Annotated in this window: 15 protein-coding genes; 4 read left to right on the forward strand and 11 right to left on the reverse strand. The window is 53.0% G+C overall.

What is annotated here, in order from left to right; all coding sequences use genetic code 11:
• Positions 1-15: 15 nt before the first annotated feature.
• The 11 genes from glgX to DYC63_RS06915 form a co-directional block, all read right to left on the reverse strand.
• Entirely contained in the window at positions 16-1,992 is a 1,977-nt protein-coding gene (glgX, locus tag DYC63_RS06865) for a glycogen debranching protein GlgX (protein WP_115218543.1), read from the reverse strand.
• Positions 1,992-6,230, reverse strand: a complete 4,239-nt coding sequence (glgB, locus tag DYC63_RS13535) for a 1,4-alpha-glucan branching protein GlgB (protein WP_115218544.1) — start codon at positions 6,228-6,230, stop codon at positions 1,992-1,994. The genes glgX and glgB overlap by 1 nt, the downstream gene beginning before the upstream one ends.
• 458 nt (positions 6,231-6,688) lie before the next feature.
• Positions 6,689-7,099: a protein tyrosine phosphatase family protein gene (locus DYC63_RS06875; RefSeq protein ID WP_115218545.1), complete on the reverse strand. Its 411-nt coding sequence runs from the start codon at positions 7,097-7,099 to the stop codon at positions 6,689-6,691.
• Entirely contained in the window at positions 7,096-8,481 is a 1,386-nt protein-coding gene (purB, locus tag DYC63_RS06880; protein ID WP_115218546.1) for an adenylosuccinate lyase, read from the reverse strand. The genes DYC63_RS06875 and purB overlap by 4 nt, the downstream gene beginning before the upstream one ends.
• Before the next feature lie 16 nt (positions 8,482-8,497).
• Complete coding sequence (locus DYC63_RS06885) at positions 8,498-9,022, reverse strand: phosphatidylglycerophosphatase A family protein (RefSeq protein WP_115218547.1); 525 nt, start codon at positions 9,020-9,022, stop codon at positions 8,498-8,500.
• On the reverse strand, positions 9,019-10,026 hold the full coding sequence (locus DYC63_RS06890; RefSeq protein WP_115218548.1) for a quinone-dependent dihydroorotate dehydrogenase: 1,008 nt from the start codon (positions 10,024-10,026) through the stop codon (positions 9,019-9,021). Before DYC63_RS06890 ends, DYC63_RS06885 begins: the two co-directional genes overlap by 4 nt.
• A 9-nt stretch (positions 10,027-10,035) precedes the next feature.
• The gene (serC, locus tag DYC63_RS06895; protein ID WP_115218549.1) at positions 10,036-11,109 is read right to left on the reverse strand and encodes a 3-phosphoserine/phosphohydroxythreonine transaminase; all 1,074 of its coding nucleotides are present in this window, start codon (positions 11,107-11,109) and stop codon (positions 10,036-10,038) included.
• Positions 11,110-11,118: 9 nt separating this feature from the next.
• Positions 11,119-11,322 carry a hypothetical protein gene (locus DYC63_RS06900; protein ID WP_115218550.1) on the reverse strand — a complete coding sequence of 68 codons (204 nt, stop codon included), beginning with the start codon at positions 11,320-11,322 and terminating at the stop codon, positions 11,119-11,121.
• Entirely contained in the window at positions 11,322-13,184 is a 1,863-nt protein-coding gene (gene mnmG, locus DYC63_RS06905) for a tRNA uridine-5-carboxymethylaminomethyl(34) synthesis enzyme MnmG (protein WP_115218551.1), read from the reverse strand. Before mnmG ends, DYC63_RS06900 begins: the two co-directional genes overlap by 1 nt.
• Positions 13,184-13,738, reverse strand: coding sequence for a YggT family protein (locus DYC63_RS06910; RefSeq protein ID WP_115218552.1), 555 nt, complete (start codon positions 13,736-13,738; stop codon positions 13,184-13,186). The genes mnmG and DYC63_RS06910 overlap by 1 nt, the downstream gene beginning before the upstream one ends.
• Before the next feature lies 1 nt (position 13,739).
• Complete coding sequence (locus DYC63_RS06915; RefSeq protein WP_245888071.1) at positions 13,740-14,594, reverse strand: pyrroline-5-carboxylate reductase family protein; 855 nt, start codon at positions 14,592-14,594, stop codon at positions 13,740-13,742.
• 128 nt (positions 14,595-14,722) lie between these two features.
• Here DYC63_RS06915 and DYC63_RS06920 point away from each other — a divergent pair, with 128 nt between their 5' ends.
• The 4 genes from DYC63_RS06920 to parC all read left to right on the forward strand — a co-directional run bounded on the left by DYC63_RS06920 (position 14,723) and on the right by parC (position 21,206).
• Positions 14,723-15,760 (forward strand): type IV pilus twitching motility protein PilT, encoded by a 1,038-nt coding sequence (locus tag DYC63_RS06920; RefSeq protein WP_172459513.1) that lies wholly within the window; start codon positions 14,723-14,725, stop codon positions 15,758-15,760.
• 69 nt (positions 15,761-15,829) lie between these two features.
• Positions 15,830-17,056, forward strand: a complete 1,227-nt coding sequence (locus DYC63_RS06925) for a PilT/PilU family type 4a pilus ATPase (RefSeq protein WP_115218555.1) — start codon at positions 15,830-15,832, stop codon at positions 17,054-17,056.
• Between the two features lie 2 nt (positions 17,057-17,058).
• Entirely contained in the window at positions 17,059-18,954 is a 1,896-nt protein-coding gene (gene parE / locus DYC63_RS06930) for a DNA topoisomerase IV subunit B (RefSeq protein ID WP_115218556.1), read from the forward strand.
• Positions 18,954-21,206 carry a DNA topoisomerase IV subunit A gene (gene parC, locus DYC63_RS06935; RefSeq protein ID WP_115218557.1) on the forward strand — a complete coding sequence of 751 codons (2,253 nt, stop codon included), beginning with the start codon at positions 18,954-18,956 and terminating at the stop codon, positions 21,204-21,206. Before parE ends, parC begins: the two co-directional genes overlap by 1 nt.
• Position 21,207 lies beyond the last annotated feature (1 nt).

Raw genomic sequence — 21,207 nt, forward strand, 5'->3', positions numbered from 1 at the left:
AAAAAAATGAAAAAACTATTGCCTGAGCACGCGTACCTCCATTGGCGTGAGTTCGACGGATTGTGTGTAAGTAAAATCGCTGATATCGCTGCCGGCAAAAACCAGCTGCCATTGTCCTTGCGGCAGTACAAAGCGCTGCGCTTGCGGCTGCGGATTGATTAACACGAGCCAACGGCGGTGCATGAGAATGGCAAGAGCGGGATTGTCATTGTCATACCAATCTTGATGTTGCATGGGCACGCCCGCGCTGTTCAGCCATTGGATATTGGCGCTGCTCCAGTCTTCGCCGTGGCGCAGGAGCGGAATTTCTTTGCGCAGGGCGATGAGGGCGGCGGTGCTGTCGATAAGAGATTGATCGGCTCTCGCCCAATCCAGCCAAGCGATGGGATTGTCCTGGCAATAGGCATTGTTATTGCCTTGCTGCGAATTGCCGAATTCGTCACCTGCCAAGAGCATGGGCGTGCCGCCGGAAAGGAGTAAAGTTGCCAGCAGATTGCGGCTACTTTTGGCGCGGGCGGCAAGTATGTCGCGGTCTTTCGTTTCGCCTTCGATTCCGTGGTGGCAGCTGAGATTGTGCTGATGGCCGTCGCGATTGTCTTCGCCGTTAGCATAATTATGCCGCTGTTCATAGCTGAGCAAATCGCGTAAGGTAAAGCCGTCGTGGGCGGTGATGAAATTGATACTGGCGCTTAAGGGGCGTTGATTATGTCCGAATTTGGCTTGGCTGCCGGCGAAATGTTCGGCAAATTCGGCAAGATAGCCGGAATGGCGCAGGAAAAAGCCGCGCATGGTGTCGCGGTAGCTGCCGTTCCATTCGGCAAAGGGCGGCGGGAATTGCCCCAAACAATAGCCGCCTAAGCCGATGTCCCAAGGTTCGGCAATCATTTTGAGTTGGGAAAGCACAGGGTCGGAGGCAATGGCGGCAAAAAAGGCTGCCTGCGGACTAAAGGCGGGATTGCGCCCTAATATACTGCCCAAATCGAAGCGGAAGCCGTCGATTTGGAAGGTATCCGCCCAATAGCGTAGGCTGTCGATAATCCATGTCAAGCAATCGCCTTGGTTGGCATTGAAACTGTTGCCGCAGCCGGACCAGTTTTCGTATTCGCCGGCGGGCGTCAGCCAGTAGTAATTAGCATTGTCCAATCCGCGCCATGACAGGGTTGCGCCGCGCTGATCGCCTTCGGCGCTGTGATTGAAGACGACGTCTAAAATAACTTCGATATTGGCGGCATGCAAGCTGCGAATCGCAGTTTGCAATTCTTCTATCGGGTGCTCGGTGGCGGCATAGCGCGGATTGAGGGTCTGATGCCCTAAGACGTTATAGCCCCAGTAATTGCGCAATCCGATGGCTTGCAGATGCGGTTCGTCGGCGGCAAAACTGATCGGCAGCAGCTCTAATGTGCTGATGCCCAGACGCTGCAAATGCGCAATCAGGGCAGGGTGGGCGAGGGCGGCGTAAGTGCCGGCAATATCGCGGGGAATATCGGGATGCTGCTGCGTCAGCCCTTTTACATGCGCCTCATAAATAATGGTTTCTGCCCAAGGAATGGCGGGGCGGGAAATGCCCTGCCAGTCAAAAGCGCTTTCAGCACTCACAATCGCTTTGGGCGCGACTGCGGCGCTGTCATGCCATGTGTCTATCCGAAAAATTGCCAGTTTATCGGCGCTGGAAAAATCGGGTGCATAGCTGATTTGCTTGGCATAAGGGTCAAGCAGGAGCTTATGCGGATTGAAATAATGTCCTTGTCGCGGATTGCTGACGCCGTTGGCGCGGTAGCCGTAGTGCATACCGGCGCCAATATCGCTGATAAAGCAATGCCAGATATTGCCGCTGCGCTGCATGGAATAGCGTTTTTCCCCTGCGGCGGTGAAAAGGCATAGTTCCATACGCCGCGCATGTTGGCTGAAGACGGCGAAATTAACGCCTTCCAGACCGTCGTGGCGGCAAATGCGGCTGCCTAAGGGTTGCGGCTGTCCGGCAAAATATTTCATTATGCTTCCAAGGCAAAAAATAAGGTGGACAGCGGCGGCAAGGTAAGCTTGATAGAATGCGGCTGCTGATGCGCGGCAATGACTTCGCTGGCAACGCCGCCCTGATTGCCCATGCCGCTGCCCTGATAGCAGGCGGCATCGGAATTCAGGGTTTCGCGGTAATAGCCTGACAGCGGCACGCCGATGCGGTAATCATGACGCGGTACGGGCGTAAAATTGCTTACTACTAAAATGCGCGCGCCATTAGCGGCAATGCGTTCAAAGGCGAAGACGGATTGCTCGGCATCATCGACGACGCGCCATTCAAAGCCTTGCGGCTGATAGTCTTGCTCGAATAAGGCGGCTTGAGCTTGATAGAAATGATTTAAATCGCGCACCCATGCCTGCATACCGCTATGCCAGCCGCCGTGGGCTTCGTCGAGCAAATACCAATCCAAACTTTCCTGATAATTCCATTCCCGTCCTTGGGCGAATTCATTACCCATAAAGAGCAGTTTTTTGCCGGGATAGCCCCACATATAGCCGTAATAGGCGCGCAGATTGGCGAATTTCTGCCAGCAGTCGCCCGGCATTTTGTCCAGTAAAGAACCTTTGCCGTGCACGACTTCATCATGCGAGAGCGGCAGCATGAATTGCTCGCTGTATTGGTACATCATGCCGAAGGTTATGAGCTGATGGTGATGTTTGCGGTGGATGGGGTCTTGCTGCATATAGCGCAGAGTGTCATTCATCCAGCCCATATTCCATTTATAATCAAAAGCAAGCCCGTCTTGATGAGTCACGCCCATAAAGGAAGTGGATTCTTCGGCAATGCTGCTGGCGCCTGTTTGCGCGCGCAGCATTTGATTGGTTTCTCTTAAAAAGTCGATGGCTTCTAAATTTTCACGTCCGCCGTAGCGGTTGGGAATCCATTGCCCTTCGGCGCGCGAGTAATCTCGGTAAATCATCGACGCCACGGCATCAACGCGCAAACCGTCAATGCCGAAGCGCTCGATCCAATACAGGGCATTGCCGGAAAGGAAATTGCGCACTTCATGGCGGCCGTAATTGAAAATCAGGGTATTCCAATCTTGATGATAGCCTTCGCGCGGATCGGCATGTTCGTATAGGGCGGTGCCGTCAAAATGCGCCAAGCCGTGGGCATCATCGGGGAAATGTCCCACAACCCAATCGAGTAAGACGCCGATTCCCGCCTCATGAGCACGCTCAATCAAGAAACGCAGACCTTCAGGATCGCCGAAGCGGCTGGTGGGCGCGTAAAGTCCGGTGGCTTGGTAGCCCCAAGAGCCGTCGAAGGGAAATTCCGCTATGGGCATCAATTCAATATGGGTAAAGCCCATTGATTTGACATAAGGAATCAGTTCATCGGCAATTTGCCGGTAATTCAGCCAGAAATTATTCTCGGTATTGCGCCGCCAAGAACCGAGATGGACTTCGTAAATACTAATCGGCCGATTGCTTTGCAGGCGGGCTTGTTGCTGCGGATTAGGCGCAATTTTTTCGGGCAGTCCGCTGATTTTGGAAGCGGTGGCGGGGCGCAATTCTGCGGCAAAAGCATAGGGATCGGCTTTGATATGGCAATGATGATGGACATCTAATATCTCGAATTTATAGAGCTCGCCGCGTCCGATATGTGGAATAAACAATTCCCATACACCGCTGCCGGGATGTAAGCGCATAGGATGGCGGCGGCCGTCCCATTGGTTAAAATCGCCAATCACGGATACGCGCAGGGCATTGGGCGCCCATATGCCGAAACGCGTTCCTTCTACACCGTCAAGACAGCACAGATGCGCGCCCAATTGCTCATAAGGTCGCAGATGCCGTCCTTGCGCCAAAAGCCAATTGTCTAATTCGCCCAAAGCGGCGCCGAAACGGTAGGGATCTTCAATCAGGCGGTGGCGCTTGTCGTGATGGACGCGCAGTTGATAATGGGTAAAAGGCGCATAGTCGGCAAGATAGCGGACGAACACGCCGCGCTTATCGATACATTGCATCAAATAGCTTTCTTCGCCGATGCACAGCTCGACTTTGCCGGCTTCAGGCTGATAAGTCCGCACGATGATGCCTTGCGAGTGCGCATGCGCGCCCAAATAGGCAAAAGGATCGGCAAGGCGCGCTTCGCACAGGGCATCGATGATTTGCTGTTCTTGACTGTCGGCGGATAGACGCGGATTGAGCGCTTGAGCGGCTGTTGCGTCGTGACGGCGTGCTTCGACAATGGCGGTAATTTGCGTGCTAAATGCTGAATTTGCGAGCAAATCCTCCAAAGTAAAAGGTAGTTTGACGCGCCAATTCGGATAGTCTCGGCTAATGCCCGGCACATTGAAAGGTGCATGACAAGGCAGAAGGTTTTCTAATTGAAAAGCGAAGAGTTGTGCTGCCGCCGCAGCGGTATGGACATGCAGCTGCTTGACCAAATCGGCGCTGTATTCCTGCACTTTGCCGTAACCTAATTGCTGGCTGAGGCTGCGTTTATCCTGCGTGCGTTCGCGTACCAGCGAGAGATATTGCTCTTCGGTCTTGAGTACGGATAAATCGCGCAGTAAATCAATATCTTCGCCCTGCCAATAAGCGGCGAGCGGAGCCAAATCGTGCGTACTGACGACCGCAATCGCTTTTGGCGTCCAATCGGCGGGTGCAATGTATTCTCCGTCTGATTTCATAAAATACAGCACGGCAAAGGAATAGACGCCGTATCGGCGCAAAGCGGCGCGCATTTCGTTGCTGACAATACCCAAATCTTCGCCGACGACCACGCATTGCGCGCGCTGACTTTCCACCGCCAAAATCGCCATCATTTCTTCTAAGGGATAATGCACATAAGCGCCCTTATCGGCGCCTTGATCTTGCAAAATCCACCACAGGCGCTCGAAAGCCATCACATGATCGATGCGCAACATGCCGTAATAGCGCATATTGGCACGCAGCATGTCGATAAAAATGCCGTAAGCATGGCGGCGCAATAATTGCGGATGCAAAGGCGGCAATTGCCAATTTTGTCCCTGCGGACCCAGCGGATCGGGCGGCGCGCCTACGCTGGCGTTCAAGCAAAAAGCTTCTCTTTGCGTCCATGTGTCCGAACCGCCGCGCGCCACGCCTACCGCTAAATCGCCGTACAGTCCGATAGACATACCCGCTGCTTGGCAAAGGATCTGCGTTTGCGCCAATTGTTCTTCAGTCAGCCATTGCAGCCACAGGCAATAATCGATTTCCGCCTGATGTTCGCCGATAAAGGCTTGCACCGCAGGGCTATCTATATGCTGATAATCATCCGCCCAAGCCAGCCAACCCATATCCTCTTCACGCTGCGGCGCTTGCTGCGTCTGCGCGCTATGCGACTGGAAATGCCGGTCTAAGACCTCAAACACGGCATGACCGTACAAATCTTTGCCGCCTTCTTGTACAAAAGCGGCAAAAGCTTCGCGCCGCGCCTGCGTTTGAGCATCTTGGCAGTTTTGAAAATAAGCAAAAGCCAGCTCAAGAGCTTGCTGCTTTAAAGCAAAGACGCCGACGTAATCCACATATTCGGCTGCGCGCAAAGCATTTAATCGCGCCTGCGTGTCCGTGCTTTTCCACCACTGCCGCGCATTCGGGCAAGCTTGAAATTCAGGCACCGCATTGACGTCAAGATAAATCGCATTCAAGCGGCTTTTGGAAGTGGGGCTATAAGGGCTTGCCCATTCGGGATGGCTGCTGAAAAGCGCGTGCAGGGGATTCAGCCCGATAAAATCTATGCCTTTGCCGGAAAAATGTTTGGCGAGGGCTTGAATATCGCCGAAATCGCCGATGCCCCAATTGTTTTCAGAACGCAGGCTGTATAGCTGCACATTCAGCCCTGTGAGCTTATTATCTTGAGAAAGTGCCGGTGCTTCATAGCAATGCGATGGTGCGCTGATAATAAAGAATTTACCGCTGTCGGTTTGCAATTCGTAATAGCCGATTGCCAGCGGCGGAAGGGAAATACCGTCTTCGTTAAGGGATAACGATTGCCGATTGCCGGCTTCGTCAATTAAATTTGCATTCAGCGCGGTTTGCTTGAGGCAATAGCTTTGCTCTGCCGGAATCACGAATACATCGCAAAAATCTTCTGCTTGGGCAGGAGGTAAAGACAGCAGGGTGATGAATTGTTCAAGCACCTCAGTATCGACGGTTTGCCGCTCTCCGGTAAATGCTGAAAATGACGGCGCAATACCAAGAGCTTGTGCTTGTTGAAGCTGTTCGACGCTTGTAGTCATCTCTCCCCCTTTCTTGATTTTTCAGATGGCTGCAATAGACTGATGGTAGTAGATTTCGCTGAGTTTTGAAAGCGATTTGCTAAAAAATTTTTTTATTTTTTCAGGGGATGTTATTGCATTTCTAAAATTGGCGGATGCTATTGTCGGAGAAGTGAAAAAGTAGTACAAGACGGCGAGCCGCAAACAGTACAAGAGCGCACGGCAAGGCGCGCCAACACCGTAATATTTTTTCAATTCTTCGACGATATGCAATTATGATGATTTCATCAAAATTTCCTTACTGGTTGAAACCCCTCTCTTTAGGAAGGATAATCTTGTGGGAGAGGTGTAACCTCTTCCAATTCAGGGCAATACATAGAGCGACGCTTTATGTGTCGCTCTGTGTGTTGAAACATATAGATTGAATATCCTATATCGGCTTTTCATTATCTAAGCGCCGCTATTTGCGGCGCTGTTGTTTAGGCAGTTTTTTGCCTTGCGGCGAGATAATCGCGCAATTGCCCGATGCCGTAACCGAGTTCGGCGGCTTGGTTGATGATGTCGTCAATATTATCGCCGTTTTCCGCCGCGATTGCCGCCCAGATGATGCAGCTGCGTGTGCCGCTGCGGCAGTACATAAAGGTGTTTTTGCCGTTTTCGAGCAGCTTTTTGGTGGCGGCAATCATGTCTTCGGGAAATTCGCCGCCGCGCACCGGCAAATGGTGGCAGTCGATGCCGCAGTCTGCGGCGGCTTCGGCGATGTCGGCAAAGCTCGGTTGTCCGATTTCTTCTCCGTCGGGGCGGTGGCAGATGATCTGCTGTATGCCTTGTTCGGCAAGATCGGCGAGGTGTTCCGGCTGGATTTGCGGGCTGAATTGTAAATCGTTCATAGCGTTTCCTTGGCGCTGCGGGCTAATTGGGGTGCGATGCCGATATAGTCGGCGGGGCTTAAGCGGCTGAGTTCGGCTTTTACCGCTTCCGGCAGTTCAAGGTTTTGCACGAAAACGGCAAGGGTTTCGGGGGTAATGTCTTGTCCGCGCGTCAGGGCTTTGAGTTTTTCATAGGGTTCTTCGATGCCGTAGCGACGCATGACGGTTTGAATGGCTTCACCCAAGACTTCCGGATTGGCGGCAAGGTCGGCGGCGATGCGTTCGCGATTGACTTCCAGTTTGCTCAGTCCTTTTTCTAGCGAGGCGAGGGCGATGGCGGTATAGGCGAAGACGCTGCCTAGGCTGCGCAGGACGGTGGAGTCGCTTAAATCGCGTTGCAGACGCGAAACGGGCAGTTTGGCGGCGAGGTGTTCCGCCAAGGCATTGGCCAGTCCGAAATTGCCTTCGGCGTTTTCAAAGTCGATGGGATTGATTTTGTGCGGCATGGTGGAGGAACCGACTTCGCCGGCAATCATTTTTTGTTTGAAGTAGTGCTGGCTGATGTAGGTCCAGATGTCGCGGCATAAATCGAGCAGGATGGTGTTGGCGCGCAGGAGGTTGTGCATGAGTTCGGCGATGTAGTCATGCGGTTCGATTTGCGTGGTCAGGGGGTTGTAGCTCAGTCCGAGGGTGTTTTCAACGAAGCGCTGCGCCAGTTGCGGCCAGTCGATGTTCGGATAGCTGATGTGGTGGGCGTTGAAGTTGCCGACTGCGCCGTTGATTTTGCCGAGCATTTCCTGCGTCTCGAGTTGGCGGATTTGGCGGCTCAGGCGGTAATGAACGTTGGCGATTTCTTTGCCTAAGGTGGTCGGCGAGGCGGCTTGTCCGTGGGTGCGCGAGAGTATGGCGGTGGCGGCTTCGGCATGGGCGAGTTGCGCCAGTTTTTCGGCGATGTTGTTTAGGCGGTCGCCGAGCCAGTCGCGGCCGTCTTTGAGCATGAGGGCGTAGGAGAGATTGTTGATGTCTTCCGAGGTGCAGGCGAAGTGGACGAATTCGATTTTCTCCGCCAGTTCGGGATGGGCGGCAAGGTCTTTTTTCAGTTGGTATTCCACCGCTTTGACGTCGTGATTGGTGGTTTTTTCGATGACTTTAATCGCTTGTGCGGTCGCCGGCGAGAAGTCTGCATAAAGGCGGTCGATAAAGTTTTGTTCGTCGGCGCTGAGGCTTTGCAGTTCGCCGATGCCTTGTTCGTTGGCAAGGGTTTGTAGCCAGCGCAGTTCGACGCGGTAGCGGTATTTAATCAGTCCGTATTCGCTGAAGATGTCGCGCAGGGCGGCGGTTTTGTCGGCATAGCGTCCGTCGAGCGGCGAAACGGCGGTGAGGGTGTCAAGGGCTAGGGTCATGGCTTGTCCTTAAAGATTAGGCGTAAAAAAAGTAGCTGCTCCAGAGCAGCAGCAGGGCATATAGGGCGGCGAGAAGGTCGTCAATCATGATGCCGAAGCCGCCTGCGGTGTTGCGATCGAGCCAGCCGATGGGCTGCGGTTTCCAGATGTCGAAGAGGCGAAAGGCAAGCAGGCTGGCGATGCTGACGGCGATAAAACCGAAATGGGCGTAGAGAAAGGGCGGCGCAAAGAGCATGACCGCCCATTGTCCGACAAATTCGTCCCAGACGATGCCGCTGTGATCATGCACGCCGAGGTCTTTCGAGGTTTTGCCGCAGAAGTGGCAGCCGAGGGCGAAGGTGGCGGCGATAAAAAGCAGGTTGAATAGAGTTTTATCAAAGACTTGCGATAAAAAAGGCAGGAGTAATAAGACGCCGAGCAGGCTGCCCCATGTGCCGGGAGCGGGGCGGATCAATCCGCTGCCGAGTCCGAAGGCAAGGAAATGTATGGGCTTTTTCAGCAGCGCTTGTAGGCTGGGATAAATGAGGGTGCTTTTTTTCATGGGGCGGTTTGCTGTAAACATTCGCGAATCAGGCTTGGGCCGCGGTAAATCAGTCCGGTGTAAATCTGCACGAGGTCGGCGCCTGCGGCGAGTTTGGCGGCAAAGTCTGCGCCGCTCATCACGCCGCCGGCGGCAATGAGGGGAATGTGCGGCAGTTCGGCACGAATGAGTTGCAGCATTTGGGTGCTGCGGCGGGTCAGCGGCGCGCCGGAGAGTCCGCCCTGTTGATTGCCGTGGCGGTGTGTTTGTACGGCGCTTTTGTCGATGGTGGTATTGCTGGCGATGATGCCGTCAATGCCGGCATCGGCGATGCTGCGGCAGATGCTCTGCAGCGCGGCGTCGTCATTATCAGGGGCGATTTTAACTACAATCGGCACATAGCGCTGATGCTGCGTTTGGCATCGGCTTTGCGCTTCTTTGATGCCGTTTAATAGCTGCTTGAGCGCTTCGCCGTGCTGTAAATCGCGCAGCCCGGCGGTATTGGGGCTGGAGATGTTGATGCACAGATAATCGGCTTGTGCATAGGCGGCTTCCATGCCGATGCGGTAGTCGTCAAGGGCGTTTTCATTCGGCGTGTCTTTATTTTTGCCGAGATTGATGCCGATGAGGGCGCGGCTGTTTGCTTTGACCGCCGCGACTTTTTCGACTAGGGCGGTAACGCCGGCATTGTTAAAGCCCATGCGGTTGATAATGGCTTGATGTTCGGGCAGGCGGAAAAGGCGCGGCTTTTCATTGCCTTTTTGCGGACGCGGCGTAACGGTGCCGACTTCGATAAAGCCGAAGCCCATGCGGTCAAAGGCGGCAATCGCAATTCCGTTTTTATCCAGCCCTGCCGCCAAGCCCAAGCGGTTGGGAAATTTCAATCCCATCAGTTTGATAGGCTGGCGCACTTCTTGGCGCGCAATCAGACAGGGGAAACGGCTTAATAGGGCGAGCGTCATTTCATGCGCTTGTTCGGGGTCGAGCCGAAAGAGCAGGGGGCGCAGGGCGGAATAAAGAGCCATCATGATGTCCTAGGTCTGTTGCTGTGCGAAGTCTTGCATATAGTCGATCAGGGCATCGACGCTGCGCATGTCGAGGGCGTTATAGAGGCTGGCGCGCAGTCCGCCGACAATGCGGTGTCCTTTTAAGCCGCTGAGTCCCGCCGCTTCGGCATTTTTCCAGAACAGGGTGTCGAGCGCTTCGTTTGGGGTACGGAAGACGATATTGGTTTGCGAGCGGTATTGGGCGGCGATGTCGTTGTGGTAGAAATCGCTTTGATCAATCGCGGCATAGAGTTTGCTCGATTTGGCGGCGGCTTGGGCGGCAAAATGTGCGACGCCGCCCTGTGCCTGCATCCATTTCAAGACCAGATTTAAGATGTAAATTTGCCATGTGGGCGGGGTGTTGTATAGGGAATTATTGTCCGCATGCGCTTTGTAGCTGAAGAATTTGTTTATCTGCGGATGTTCTTGCAGGAGGCTTTTGCGCACAAAGACTAATGCCAAGCCCGAGGGGGCGAGATTTTTTTGTACGCCGCCATAGACGATATCGCAGTCCTGCCAAGGAATCGGACGGGTGTAGAAATCGGAAGAGACATCAATGACCAGCGGTGCCGCAGCTTGCGGAAATTCGCGGAATTGGATGCCGTTGACGGTTTCATTGCTGCATAGATAGAGGTAGCGGTAATCGCCTTGCAGTTCAATGGTATCGGGCAGATGGCGGTATTGCTGATCTTTACCGCTCCAAATGATGTCTGTTTCGGCAATGCGCGCGGCTTCTTCCGCCGCTTTTTTTGCCCATACGCCGCTGTCGATATAGGCGGCGCGTCCGCCATCGGCAAGCAAGTTCAGCGGTATCATGCAGAATTGCTGATGTGCGCCGCCGGGCAGGAGCAGGCAGAAGAAGTCTTCGGGCATGTCGAGCAGTTGCGCGGCAAGGGTGAGCGTTTCTTCATGAAGCGGCTCGAAGCGTTTGCTGCGGTGGCTGATTTCCATCACCGACATACCGCTGCCTTGAAAATCCAGTATTTCGGCTTGCGCGGTTTCTAGGACGGAGAGCGGTAGGGTGCAAGGGCCTGCGCAGAAGTTGTGGATGCGGTGCGTCATGGCAATGCCTTAGTCGATAATCGGATAGGAGTGTCCGTCCCATTGGTGTTTGGGGTCGGGAATGAAGGTCAGTCCGCCTTCGTAGCCGTTGCTGATCAGCCAGCCGCCGAAGACGGCGCTGCGATAAAGCGGCGGCAGGTTTTTGTCATTGTTTTTCAGGCGTTGCCATTCAAGTTTGGGGGCTTTGGAGAGAAAACTATCTAAAAGAGACATTATTGGGTTTTTCCTTGAGGATATTTTTTCAGATAAATCAGGAGTAGGGAGAGTGCGGCGGGGGTAATGCCGGGGATGCGTCCTGCCTGCGCGATGTCGGCAGGTTGGACGCGTTGCAGTTTTTCCGCGACTTCGGCGGAGAGTCCGCGCACTTGGCTGTAATCGAAGGACTGGGGCAATGCTTGCTCGCGGCTTTTTTGTAGTTTTTCGACTTCAGCGTATTGGCGGCTGATATAGCCTGCGTATTTGGCGCGAATGTCGATTTGTTCGATGATGTCGTCATCTGCCCAAGTGTTTTCGTCTTCGCCGGCAATGTGCATCAGGCGGCGGTAATCCATCTCAGGACGTTTCAGCAATTCGGCGGCGCGGGTATTTTGCGGTAAATCGGGGTATTGCTGCGGTCGGATCATGATGTTTTCAAGACGGCTTTGCTCGCGCTCGATGGCTTGCATTTTGTGCTCGAAGACACGCATCCGCGCCTCATCCACGCAGCCCAGTTCAAAGCCGATGGCGGTTAGGCGTTGATCGGCATTGTCTTCGCGCAGCAAAAGACGGTGTTCGGCGCGACTGGTAAACATGCGGTAGGGTTCGCGCGTGCCTTGGGTAATTAAATCGTCCACCAAGACGCCGATATAGGCTTGCTCGCGTTCGGGATGCCAGCTGTCTTTGTCTTGGGCGCGCAAGGCGGCATTGATGCCTGCCAAAATGCCTTGTGCGGCGGCTTCTTCATAGCCGGTGGTACCGTTGATTTGTCCGGCGAAAAAGAGGTTGGCAATGGCTTTGGTTTCCAAGCTGTGATGCAGCCCCTGCGGATTGAAAAAGTCGTATTCAATCGCATAGCCGGGACGCGTGATAACAGCTCGCTCCATGCCGCGAATGGATTGGATGTATTGGATTTGCGCTTCAAAGGGCAGACTGGTGGAGACGCCGTTAGGGTAGAGTTCGTTCGTGCTCAGGCTTTCCGGTTCAATAAAGACTTGATGGCTGTCTTTGTCGACAAAGCGCATCACTTTGTCTTCAATGGAAGGACAGTAGCGCGGCCCGAAGGCATCGACAATCACGCCGGCATACATCGGTGCTTGGTCGATATAGCGGCGGATGATGTCGTGAGTGCCTTCATTGGTGTGCGTGATATAGCAGGAGACTTGGCGCGGGTGTTGTTCGCGTCTGCCGAGATAGGAAAAGACGGGCAGGGGATCATCACCGCGTTGTTCGGTCATGACTGAAAAATCTACGCTACGCGCATCGATGCGCGGCGGCGTGCCGGTTTTCATGCGTCGGGTATCAAAAGGTAAATCACGCATGGCGGCGGCAAGTTCTAATGCCGGCGGATCACCGGCGCGACCGCCGGCAAAATGATTGAGTCCGACATGGATTTTGCCGGCAAGGAAGGTACCGGCGGTTAAAATGACGGTTTGGGCGTAAAAATCGATTTTATGCTGGGTGCTGACGCCGATAACGCGGTCTTGTTCAAGGATTAAACTGGTGGCAGGGGTTTGAAAAATATCAAGATTTTCCTGCGTTTCAACGAAGTGGCGCACGGCGGCTTTGTATAAGATGCGGTCGGCTTGGGCGCGGGTGGCGCGTACTGCCGGACCTTTACGACTGTTGAGAATCCGCCATTGGATGCCGGCGAGATCCGCCGCACGCGCCATAATGCCGCCCAGTGCGTCGATTTCTTTGACCAGATGCCCTTTGCCGATGCCGCCGATGGCGGGATTGCAGCTCATTTGTCCAATGGTTTCAATATTGTGCGTGAGTAATAGAGTTTTTTGTCCCATGCGGGCTGCTGCGCAGGCGGCTTCTACGCCCGCATGTCCGCCGCCGACCACTATCACGGCGTATTCAATCGGATATTTCATTAGGAAGCACCGAAGGCTAATGCCGCTAAGAATTGATTTTTAATCATATAAAGCACAATGAAAGCAATGATAGGCGTAATGTCGATGATGTTTAATAAAGGCGGGATGAGTTTGCGCAGCGGACGCATGAAAAATTCGTGACAGGTTTCAGCAATCTGCAACACCGGCTGTTGGCGAGGCGTTTGCAGCCATGAGGCGATGACGCTCAAAAATAGCGAATAAATCATCACGCTGATCCATGTGCCGCAGAAAAACCAAAAGGTGCCGATGCTAAAGCCCGCCGAAAGGTTGGCACGCGTGAAAGCAAGCCCCGTTATCAGGCTTAGGAGCCATGCCACAATCAGCGGAGAAGGATCGTTTTTAGGACGGAATTGGGTTTTTAACAGGGTTTTTTTCACGATGTCGCGCACAGGCAGCACCACCGGTTCGGTGATGTCTTTTAAGCGGCGTGCCAGCGGGTTGAAATGGATGATGTGATGGATTTCGCAGTGATAACGGATAATAAATGCCGCAATCACCAGGCTAATAATCGTTTGAAGCAGACTGACGAGCATCTTACCAATCCTTTGTCAGCTCTTCGCCGATGGCGCGGCTGCGCTCAACGGTGGCTTGCATGGCATCGGCAATGATGCGGTCGAAATCCGAATTATCCATTTGCTTGAGTCCTGCTTCGGTCGTACCGCCTTTGAGCGCGATTTTCTCAATCCAATCGCTGAATTTGCCGCCCTCGGGATTATCGACCATCAGGGTGCTGGCGCCTAGGCTGCTGAGGCTGATGATGTCGAATAATTCTTCGCCTTCAAAGCCGTAACGTTCGCCGGCTTCGCGCATCGCCTGCATAAAGCGGAAATAAAAGGCGATGCCGCTGGCGGATAAGGCAATGATGCCGTCGATTTGGGTTTCATCGTCCAGCCATGCGATGGAACCGACACCGGCAAATAAATCTTCAATGATGTGTTCGCAGTCTTCGTCGAGTTCTTGATCGCTGTAAATGCCGGTCAGCGAGGCTTGCACCGCCGCCGCCATATTCGGCATGGCGCGGATGATGCAGACTTCATCGCCGAGAATTTTGCGGTAGGAAGCAATGTCAATCGCCGCAGCTACCGTGATGATGATTTTCTCGGATAAATCGTATTCGGCGAGTTCTTGCAATAAGATCTGCATTTGTGCGGGCTTAACGCCGAGAACGAGATAATCCGCTTTTTCAATTACATGACGGTTGTCCGTGTGTACCGGTAGGGCGAATGCTTCGCTGCGGACTTTGGCTTTGGCGGGGTCTTTGCAGGAAACCAACAATTGTTCGGCGCCGAAGATGCTGTCTTCATTGTCTAAAATACCTTTGATAATAGCGCCGTTTAAATGTCCTGCGCCGATAAAGCCGATCATGGGGAGCGGGTGAGTATGTGCCATAGAATCCTCGTAATTGTTGTGGTGCGAAAATACCCGCCTAATGGTATCATGTTTTGCCGTAAACGGCAGAAGCCGTGATATGTTGTTTTAAGAAAAAGGATTTATTCATGTCAGAGGTTAAATCGGACATTAAACTAGACGATTTGCTGCGTTTTGCACAAAAACAAGGTGCTTCGGATTTGCATTTGAGCTCGGGTTTGCCGCCGATGATTCGTGTGGACGGCGATGTCAAACGCTTGAATTTACCGCCTTTGGAAAATCAGGATTTGCGCAATATGATTTTTGCGATTATGACCGATGCGCAGATGAAGGGCTTCGAGCAGACTTGGGAGGCGGACTTTTCAACCGAGATTCGCGGCGTGGCGCGCTTTCGTGTCAACGTATTTAACCAAAACCGCGGTATTGCCGTGGTTTTTCGTACCATCCCCAGTAAGGTATTGAGTTTGGCGGATTTGAAAGCGCCTGAAAAATTTGTAGATATTATCGATGTGCCGCGTGGCTTGGTATTGGTTACCGGTCCGACGGGTTCGGGTAAGTCCACCACTTTGGCGGCGATGCTCAACCATATCAATGAAAATAAACATGAGCATATTCTGACGATTGAAGATCCGATCGAATTCGTGCATGAGTCGAAAAAATGCTTGGTCAACCAACGTGAGGTACATCGCGATACGCAAAGCTTCTCAAATGCCCTGCGTGCGGCGCTGCGTGAAGACCCCGATATTATTCTCGTGGGCGAGCTGCGTGACTTGGAAACCATTCGCTTGGCACTCTCGGCGGCAGAAACGGGACACTTGGTCTTCGGTACTTTGCATACCAGCTCCGCGGCAAAAACGATTGACCGTATCATCGACGTATTCCCGGGCGAGGAAAAGCAATTGGTGCGTTCGATGTTATCCGAGTCTTTGCGTGCGGTAGTGGCGCAAACGCTGTTGAAGAAAATCGGCGGCGGACGTGTGGCGGCGCATGAGGTCTTAGTCGGGACTTCGGCGGTGAAAAACCTGATTCGCGAAGACAAAGTCGCCCAGATTTATTCCATGATTCAAACCGGTGCGCAATACGGCATGCAAACCCTCGACCAAGCTCTGCAGGTTTTGGTGCGCAGCGGCACGATTGATCGCACCACGGCAGCATCTAAAGCGCATGATAAAAACAACTTTATGTAAGCGTATCGGCGCATTCATCAAACAATGTGCCGGCTTAATGTATCCTTCTGATTTGATAAGTGAGACAGCATGAATATTGAAAAAGCGGAAATGCGTTCTTGGTTTAATAAATTGATTACCTTCGCAGCCGAAAAGAAAGCCTCGGATATTTTTATCAATACCAATTTGCCGGTAGCCATGAAATTAGACGGGCAATTGAACTATTTGCCCAAAGCCATGATGGATCAGGAAGATGTCTATAATCTGATTGAAACCATTGCGCGCCCGGAGGCGTATCAAGAATTTATCGATAATCACGAATTAAACATCATGGTGGAAGTGCCGGATGTGACCTATTTGCGGGTTAACGTATATATGCAGCGCAATATGCCCGGTTTGGTGCTGCGTTTGATTCCGGCGATTATTCCGGAATTGGACGATTTGGATTTGCCGCAGCCTGATGTGCTGCGCGAATTGTCGATGGCCAAACGCGGTTTGGTGATTATGGTGGGGGCGACCGGTAACGGTAAATCCACGACCTTGGCGGCAATGGTTGATCATCGCAATCAAAACTCTCAACATCACATCATCACGGTGGAAGATCCGATCGAGTTTATGCACAAGAGTAAGAAAAGCGTGGTCATTCAGCGTGAAGTAGGCGTAGATACCAAAAGCTATGGCGCAGCGTTGAAAAACTCTTTGCGTGAAGCGCCGGATGTGATTCTTATTGGTGAGATTCGTGATGTGGAAACCATGGGCTATGCCTTGCAATTCGCCGAAACGGGGCATTTGTGTATGGCGACCCTGCATGCCACGAATTCCGTACAAGCCTTGGAGCGGATTTATAACTTCTTCCCGCTGGATCAGCGCGAAAAATTGCAGCTCGACTTATCGGAAAACCTGCGTTGCTTGGTGACTCAGCGCCTCTTGCCGCGCAAAGGCGGCGGTCGTGTGGTGGCAATGGAGATGATGATGAACACGCCTTATATCGCTCAGCTGATTTTAGAAGGGCAGGTAGGTAAGATTCACGAAGTCTTGGAGCGCGGCGAAGCGGAGCGCGGCGTTTTTAGTTTTGACCGCTCTATCTTTGATTTATATGAAAAAGATGAAATCGAATATCATGAAGCCCTGAAATATGTGCATTCTGAAAACGATTTCCGTATTCGCGTGCGTACGCAGTCTAAACGTCGTCTGCCTGATGAGCTGCAAGCCAGCGGCGATGTCTTCTCCGTACAAAGCGATGACAAACTCGAGCATGAATTGCTGCTCAAACAACGCCAAGATCGCAAGGCTTCGCGCATATCTACCGGCGGCTAAGCATGGCATATCACGCAGCGGATCTGGAGCTGCTCAAAGGGCTGGATCCTGTTAAAGTGCGGCCGGGCATGTACACCGATACAACCCGGCCGAATCATTTGGCGCAGGAAGTCATTGACAATAGTGTTGACGAGGCATTGGCAGGCTATGCCAAAAGCATACGCGTCGTTTTGCATCGCGACGGCTCTTTGTCGGTCAGTGATGACGGACGCGGTATGCCGGTTGACGAGCATCCTGAAGAAAAAGTCTCGGGCGTGGAGCTGATTTTGACGCGTCTGCATGCCGGCGGTAAATTTTCGCGCAAAAATTATGCCTTTTCAGGCGGTTTGCATGGCGTCGGTGTTTCTGTTGTTAATGCCTTGTCTTCGCGTTTGGAAGTCAGCATTGAGCGTGAGGGTTTTCGCTATCAATTGGCTTGTGAGCACGGCGAAGTGGTCGAGCCTTTGCAGGCAGTGGAAGCGATTGGCAAACGCCGCCGCGGTACGACGGTGCGTTTCTGGCCGGAAGCGCGCTATTTTGACAGCGTGAATTTCTCTCTGCCGCGCCTCTTGCATACCCTCAAAGCCAAAGCCGTGTTATGCCGCGGTTTGCAAGTGAGTTTCTTTAATGAATATGACGGTAGCGAGCAGCAATGGCATTATGAAGATGGTTTATTTGCTTATTTGAGCGAAGCCCTGCAAGGGCAAGAATGCCTGCCTGCCGAGCCCTATACCCTGAGCTATCAAGACGAAGAGCAGGGCGAAATCGATGTGGCGCTCTGCTGGGTGCCGGGTATGGGCGCAGAGGGCATTTATGAAAGCTATGCTAATCTGATTCCCACCACCGGCGGCGGCACGCATGTCAACGGTCTGCGTACGGGATTGGTGGAAGCCTTGCGCGAATTCTGCGAGTTCCGCCAATTGCTGCCGCGCGGAGTCAAGCTCTCGCCTGAAGATGTTTGGGACGGCTGTCAATTCGTCTTATCGGTCAAAATTTCCGAACCGCAATTCTCCAGTCAAACCAAAGAACGCTTGAGTTCGCGGCAATGTGCCGCTTGGCTGGCGGCAGTCATTACCGATCAATTTGGCTTGTATCTCAATCAGCACAGCGAATTCGGTGAAGCCTTAGCGCAATTGGCCATCAGCCATGCTCAGCAAAGAATGCGTGAAGGCAAAAAAGTAGTGCGGAAAAAAATCACGCAGGGACCTGCTTTGCCGGGAAAATTGGCGGATTGTGTCAGCCAAGATTTAAACATGACGGAGCTGTTTTTAGTCGAAGGCGATTCGGCGGGCGGTTCTGCCAAACAAGCACGCGACCGGCATACGCAGGCTATCCTGCCTTTGCGCGGCAAAATTCTCAATACTTGGGAAGTAGATTCCGATGAAGTCATGGCAAGCCAATCCGTGCACGATATTGCGGTGGCAATCGGCTTGGATCCTGCCAGTGAAGATTTATCGGGCTTGCGTTACGGCAAAATCTGCATTTTGGCGGATGCCGATTCGGACGGTCTGCATATCGCTACTTTAATCTGCGCGCTTATGGTCAAGCATTTCCCAGCTTTGGTTGCCGCCGGGCATTTATATGTCGCTATGCCGCCTTTATACCGCCTTGATGCGGGTAAACGTGTGGAATATGCGCTGGACGACAGCGAAAAAGAAGCGCTGATTCGTCAGATTCAGCGCGACGGTTTTCAAGGCAAAATCAATGTGACGCGCTTTAAGGGCTTGGGTGAAATGAATCCGCCGCAATTGCGCGAGACGACGATGAATCCCGATACGCGCCGCTTGGTGCAACTGCAATACGACAGCGCGGAAAATGTGGAATTGCTGGATATGCTCTTGTCGAAAAAACGCAGCGGCGACCGCCGCGACTGGTTGGAAAGCAACGGCGATATTGCCGATAATTTGGATACTTTGTGATGTCTGATACTTCTCTTATGCTGCCGGGCGATGAGCAGCAGTCTTTGCAGCACTTTAGCGAGCAGGCTTATTTGAATTACGCCATGTATGTGATTTTAGACCGCGCTTTGCCGAGTCTGGCGGACGGTTTGAAGCCGGTGCAGCGGCGTTTGGTCTATGCGATGAGCGAATTGGGCTTGAGTGCGACGGCGAAATATAAGAAATCGGCGCGTACGGTGGGCGATGTCTTGGGTAAGTATCACCCTCACGGTGATACGGCCTGCTATGAGGCGATGGTCTTGATGGCGCAACCTTTTTCTTATCGTTATCCTTTGGTGGACGGGCAGGGCAACTGGGGCAGTCCTGATGATCCCAAATCCTTTGCCGCCATGCGTTATACCGAGTCGCGTTTAAGCTCTTATGCCAAATCCTTGTTGCAGGAATTAGGCGAGGGAACGGTGCAATGGACAGCGAATTTTGACGGCACCTTGCAGGAACCGGCGCAGTTGCCGGCACGTTTGCCCAATATTTTGCTTAACGGCGGCAGCGGCATCGCCGTGGGTATGAGTACCGATATTGCGCCGCATAATCTGCGCGAGGTAGCGGCGGCTTGCCGCGCTTTGTTGACCAATCCCGATTTGGATACGCAGGCCTTGATGCAATATGTGCCGGCGCCGGATTATCCCACCGGCGGCGAGTTAATCAGTTCTGCGCAGGACTTGCGCAGTTTGTATGAAAGCGGCGGCGGTTCGGTGAAATTGCGGGCGCGCTATGTGCTGGAAGAAGGCAATATCGTGATTGAGCAATTGCCTTATCAAGTCTCGGGCGCGCGGGTGCAGGAGCAAATTGCCAAGCAAATGCAGGAGAAGAAGCTGCCGTGGCTAGAAGATGTGCGCGACGAATCCGACCATGAGCAGCCGACGCGTTTGGTACTGGTGCCGCGTTCGCAGCGCGTGGATAGCGAGCGTTTGATGCAGCATTTGTTTGCCACCACCGATTTGGAAAAAAACTACCGCGTTCAGTTCAATATGATCGGTTTGGACGGCAAGCCGCAGGTGAAAGGCTTGAAGCAGATTTTGCAGGAATGGCTGGTCTTTCGCGAGCAAACCGTGCTGCGTCGTCTGCATCACCGTTTGCAGGCGGTGGAAGAGCGTCTGCATGTCTTGGCGGCTTTGCTGATTGCTTTTTTGAATTTGGACGAAGTGATTCGCATCGTGCGCGAAGAAGAGGCGCCTAAAGCGGTCTTGATGCAGACCTTTGCCTTAAGCGAGGGGCAGGCGGAGGCGATCTTAAACACGCGTCTGCGCCATTTGGCGAAACTGGAAGAAATGAAAATCCGCGAGGAGCAGGAAGCGCTGTTAGGCGAAAAAGCGCAATTAGAAGCCCTAATCGGCAATCAGGCGGCGCGCCATGCCTTGATGAGCGAAGAATTGGCCGCCGATGCGGAGGCTTACGGCGATGCGCGGCGCACCTTATTGGTGGAACGCGAGGCGGCGCAAGCCTTGGACGAAAGCGAATTATTGCCCAGTGAGGCTTTGACTTTTGTCTTATCCGAGATGGGCTGGGTGCGCGCGGCGAAAGGGCATCAGATTGACGGGGCGGCTTTAAGCTATAAAAGCGGCGACGGCTTTTTGCTGCAATTGGCGGTGAAAAGCAATCAAAGCCTGTGCTTATTAGCCGATAACGGTCGCTGCTATACCTTGGCGATGGCGAATCTGCCTTCCGCACGCGGCAACGGCGAACCTTTGAGCAGTATGCTGAGCCTTGAGGCAGGGAGCAAAATCATTGCCGCCTGTCTGTGGCAGGAAGCGGGGCAATATGTGGTGGCGGCGGATAACGGCTGCGGATTTATTGTGAGCGGCGCGGATTTGTTCAGCAAAACCAAAACCGGCAAGGCTTTAATTAACACAGGCGAGGCAAAGGCATTGAGTTTGCAGGCATTGGACAGCGATGAAGATGAGATCTTAGCGCTTAATAATGCAGGACGCGCTCTGATTCTGCCTGCGAGAGAATTGCCGCAATTGGCTAAAGGCAAGGGTAATCAAATTATCGGCATCAGTAAAAAACAATTTGCCGAAGGCTTGCGCATGAATCATATTGTGCTGTTGCCGGCGCAGGCAAATGTTCTGCTCTTTGCCGCCAAGCAAAAAATGCGCATCCGCGCCGAGGAACGCGGGCAGTATCGCGGCGAACGCGGCAGCAAAGGCGTTTTGCTGCCCAAAGGCTATCAGCAAATTGAGCGCTTAGACTTGGAAAACGAAGAGGCGGATTAAC

The sequence above is a fragment of the Suttonella indologenes genome (genome assembly GCF_900460215.1).
In the GTDB taxonomy this organism is placed as follows: domain Bacteria; phylum Pseudomonadota; class Gammaproteobacteria; order Cardiobacteriales; family Cardiobacteriaceae; genus Suttonella; species Suttonella indologenes.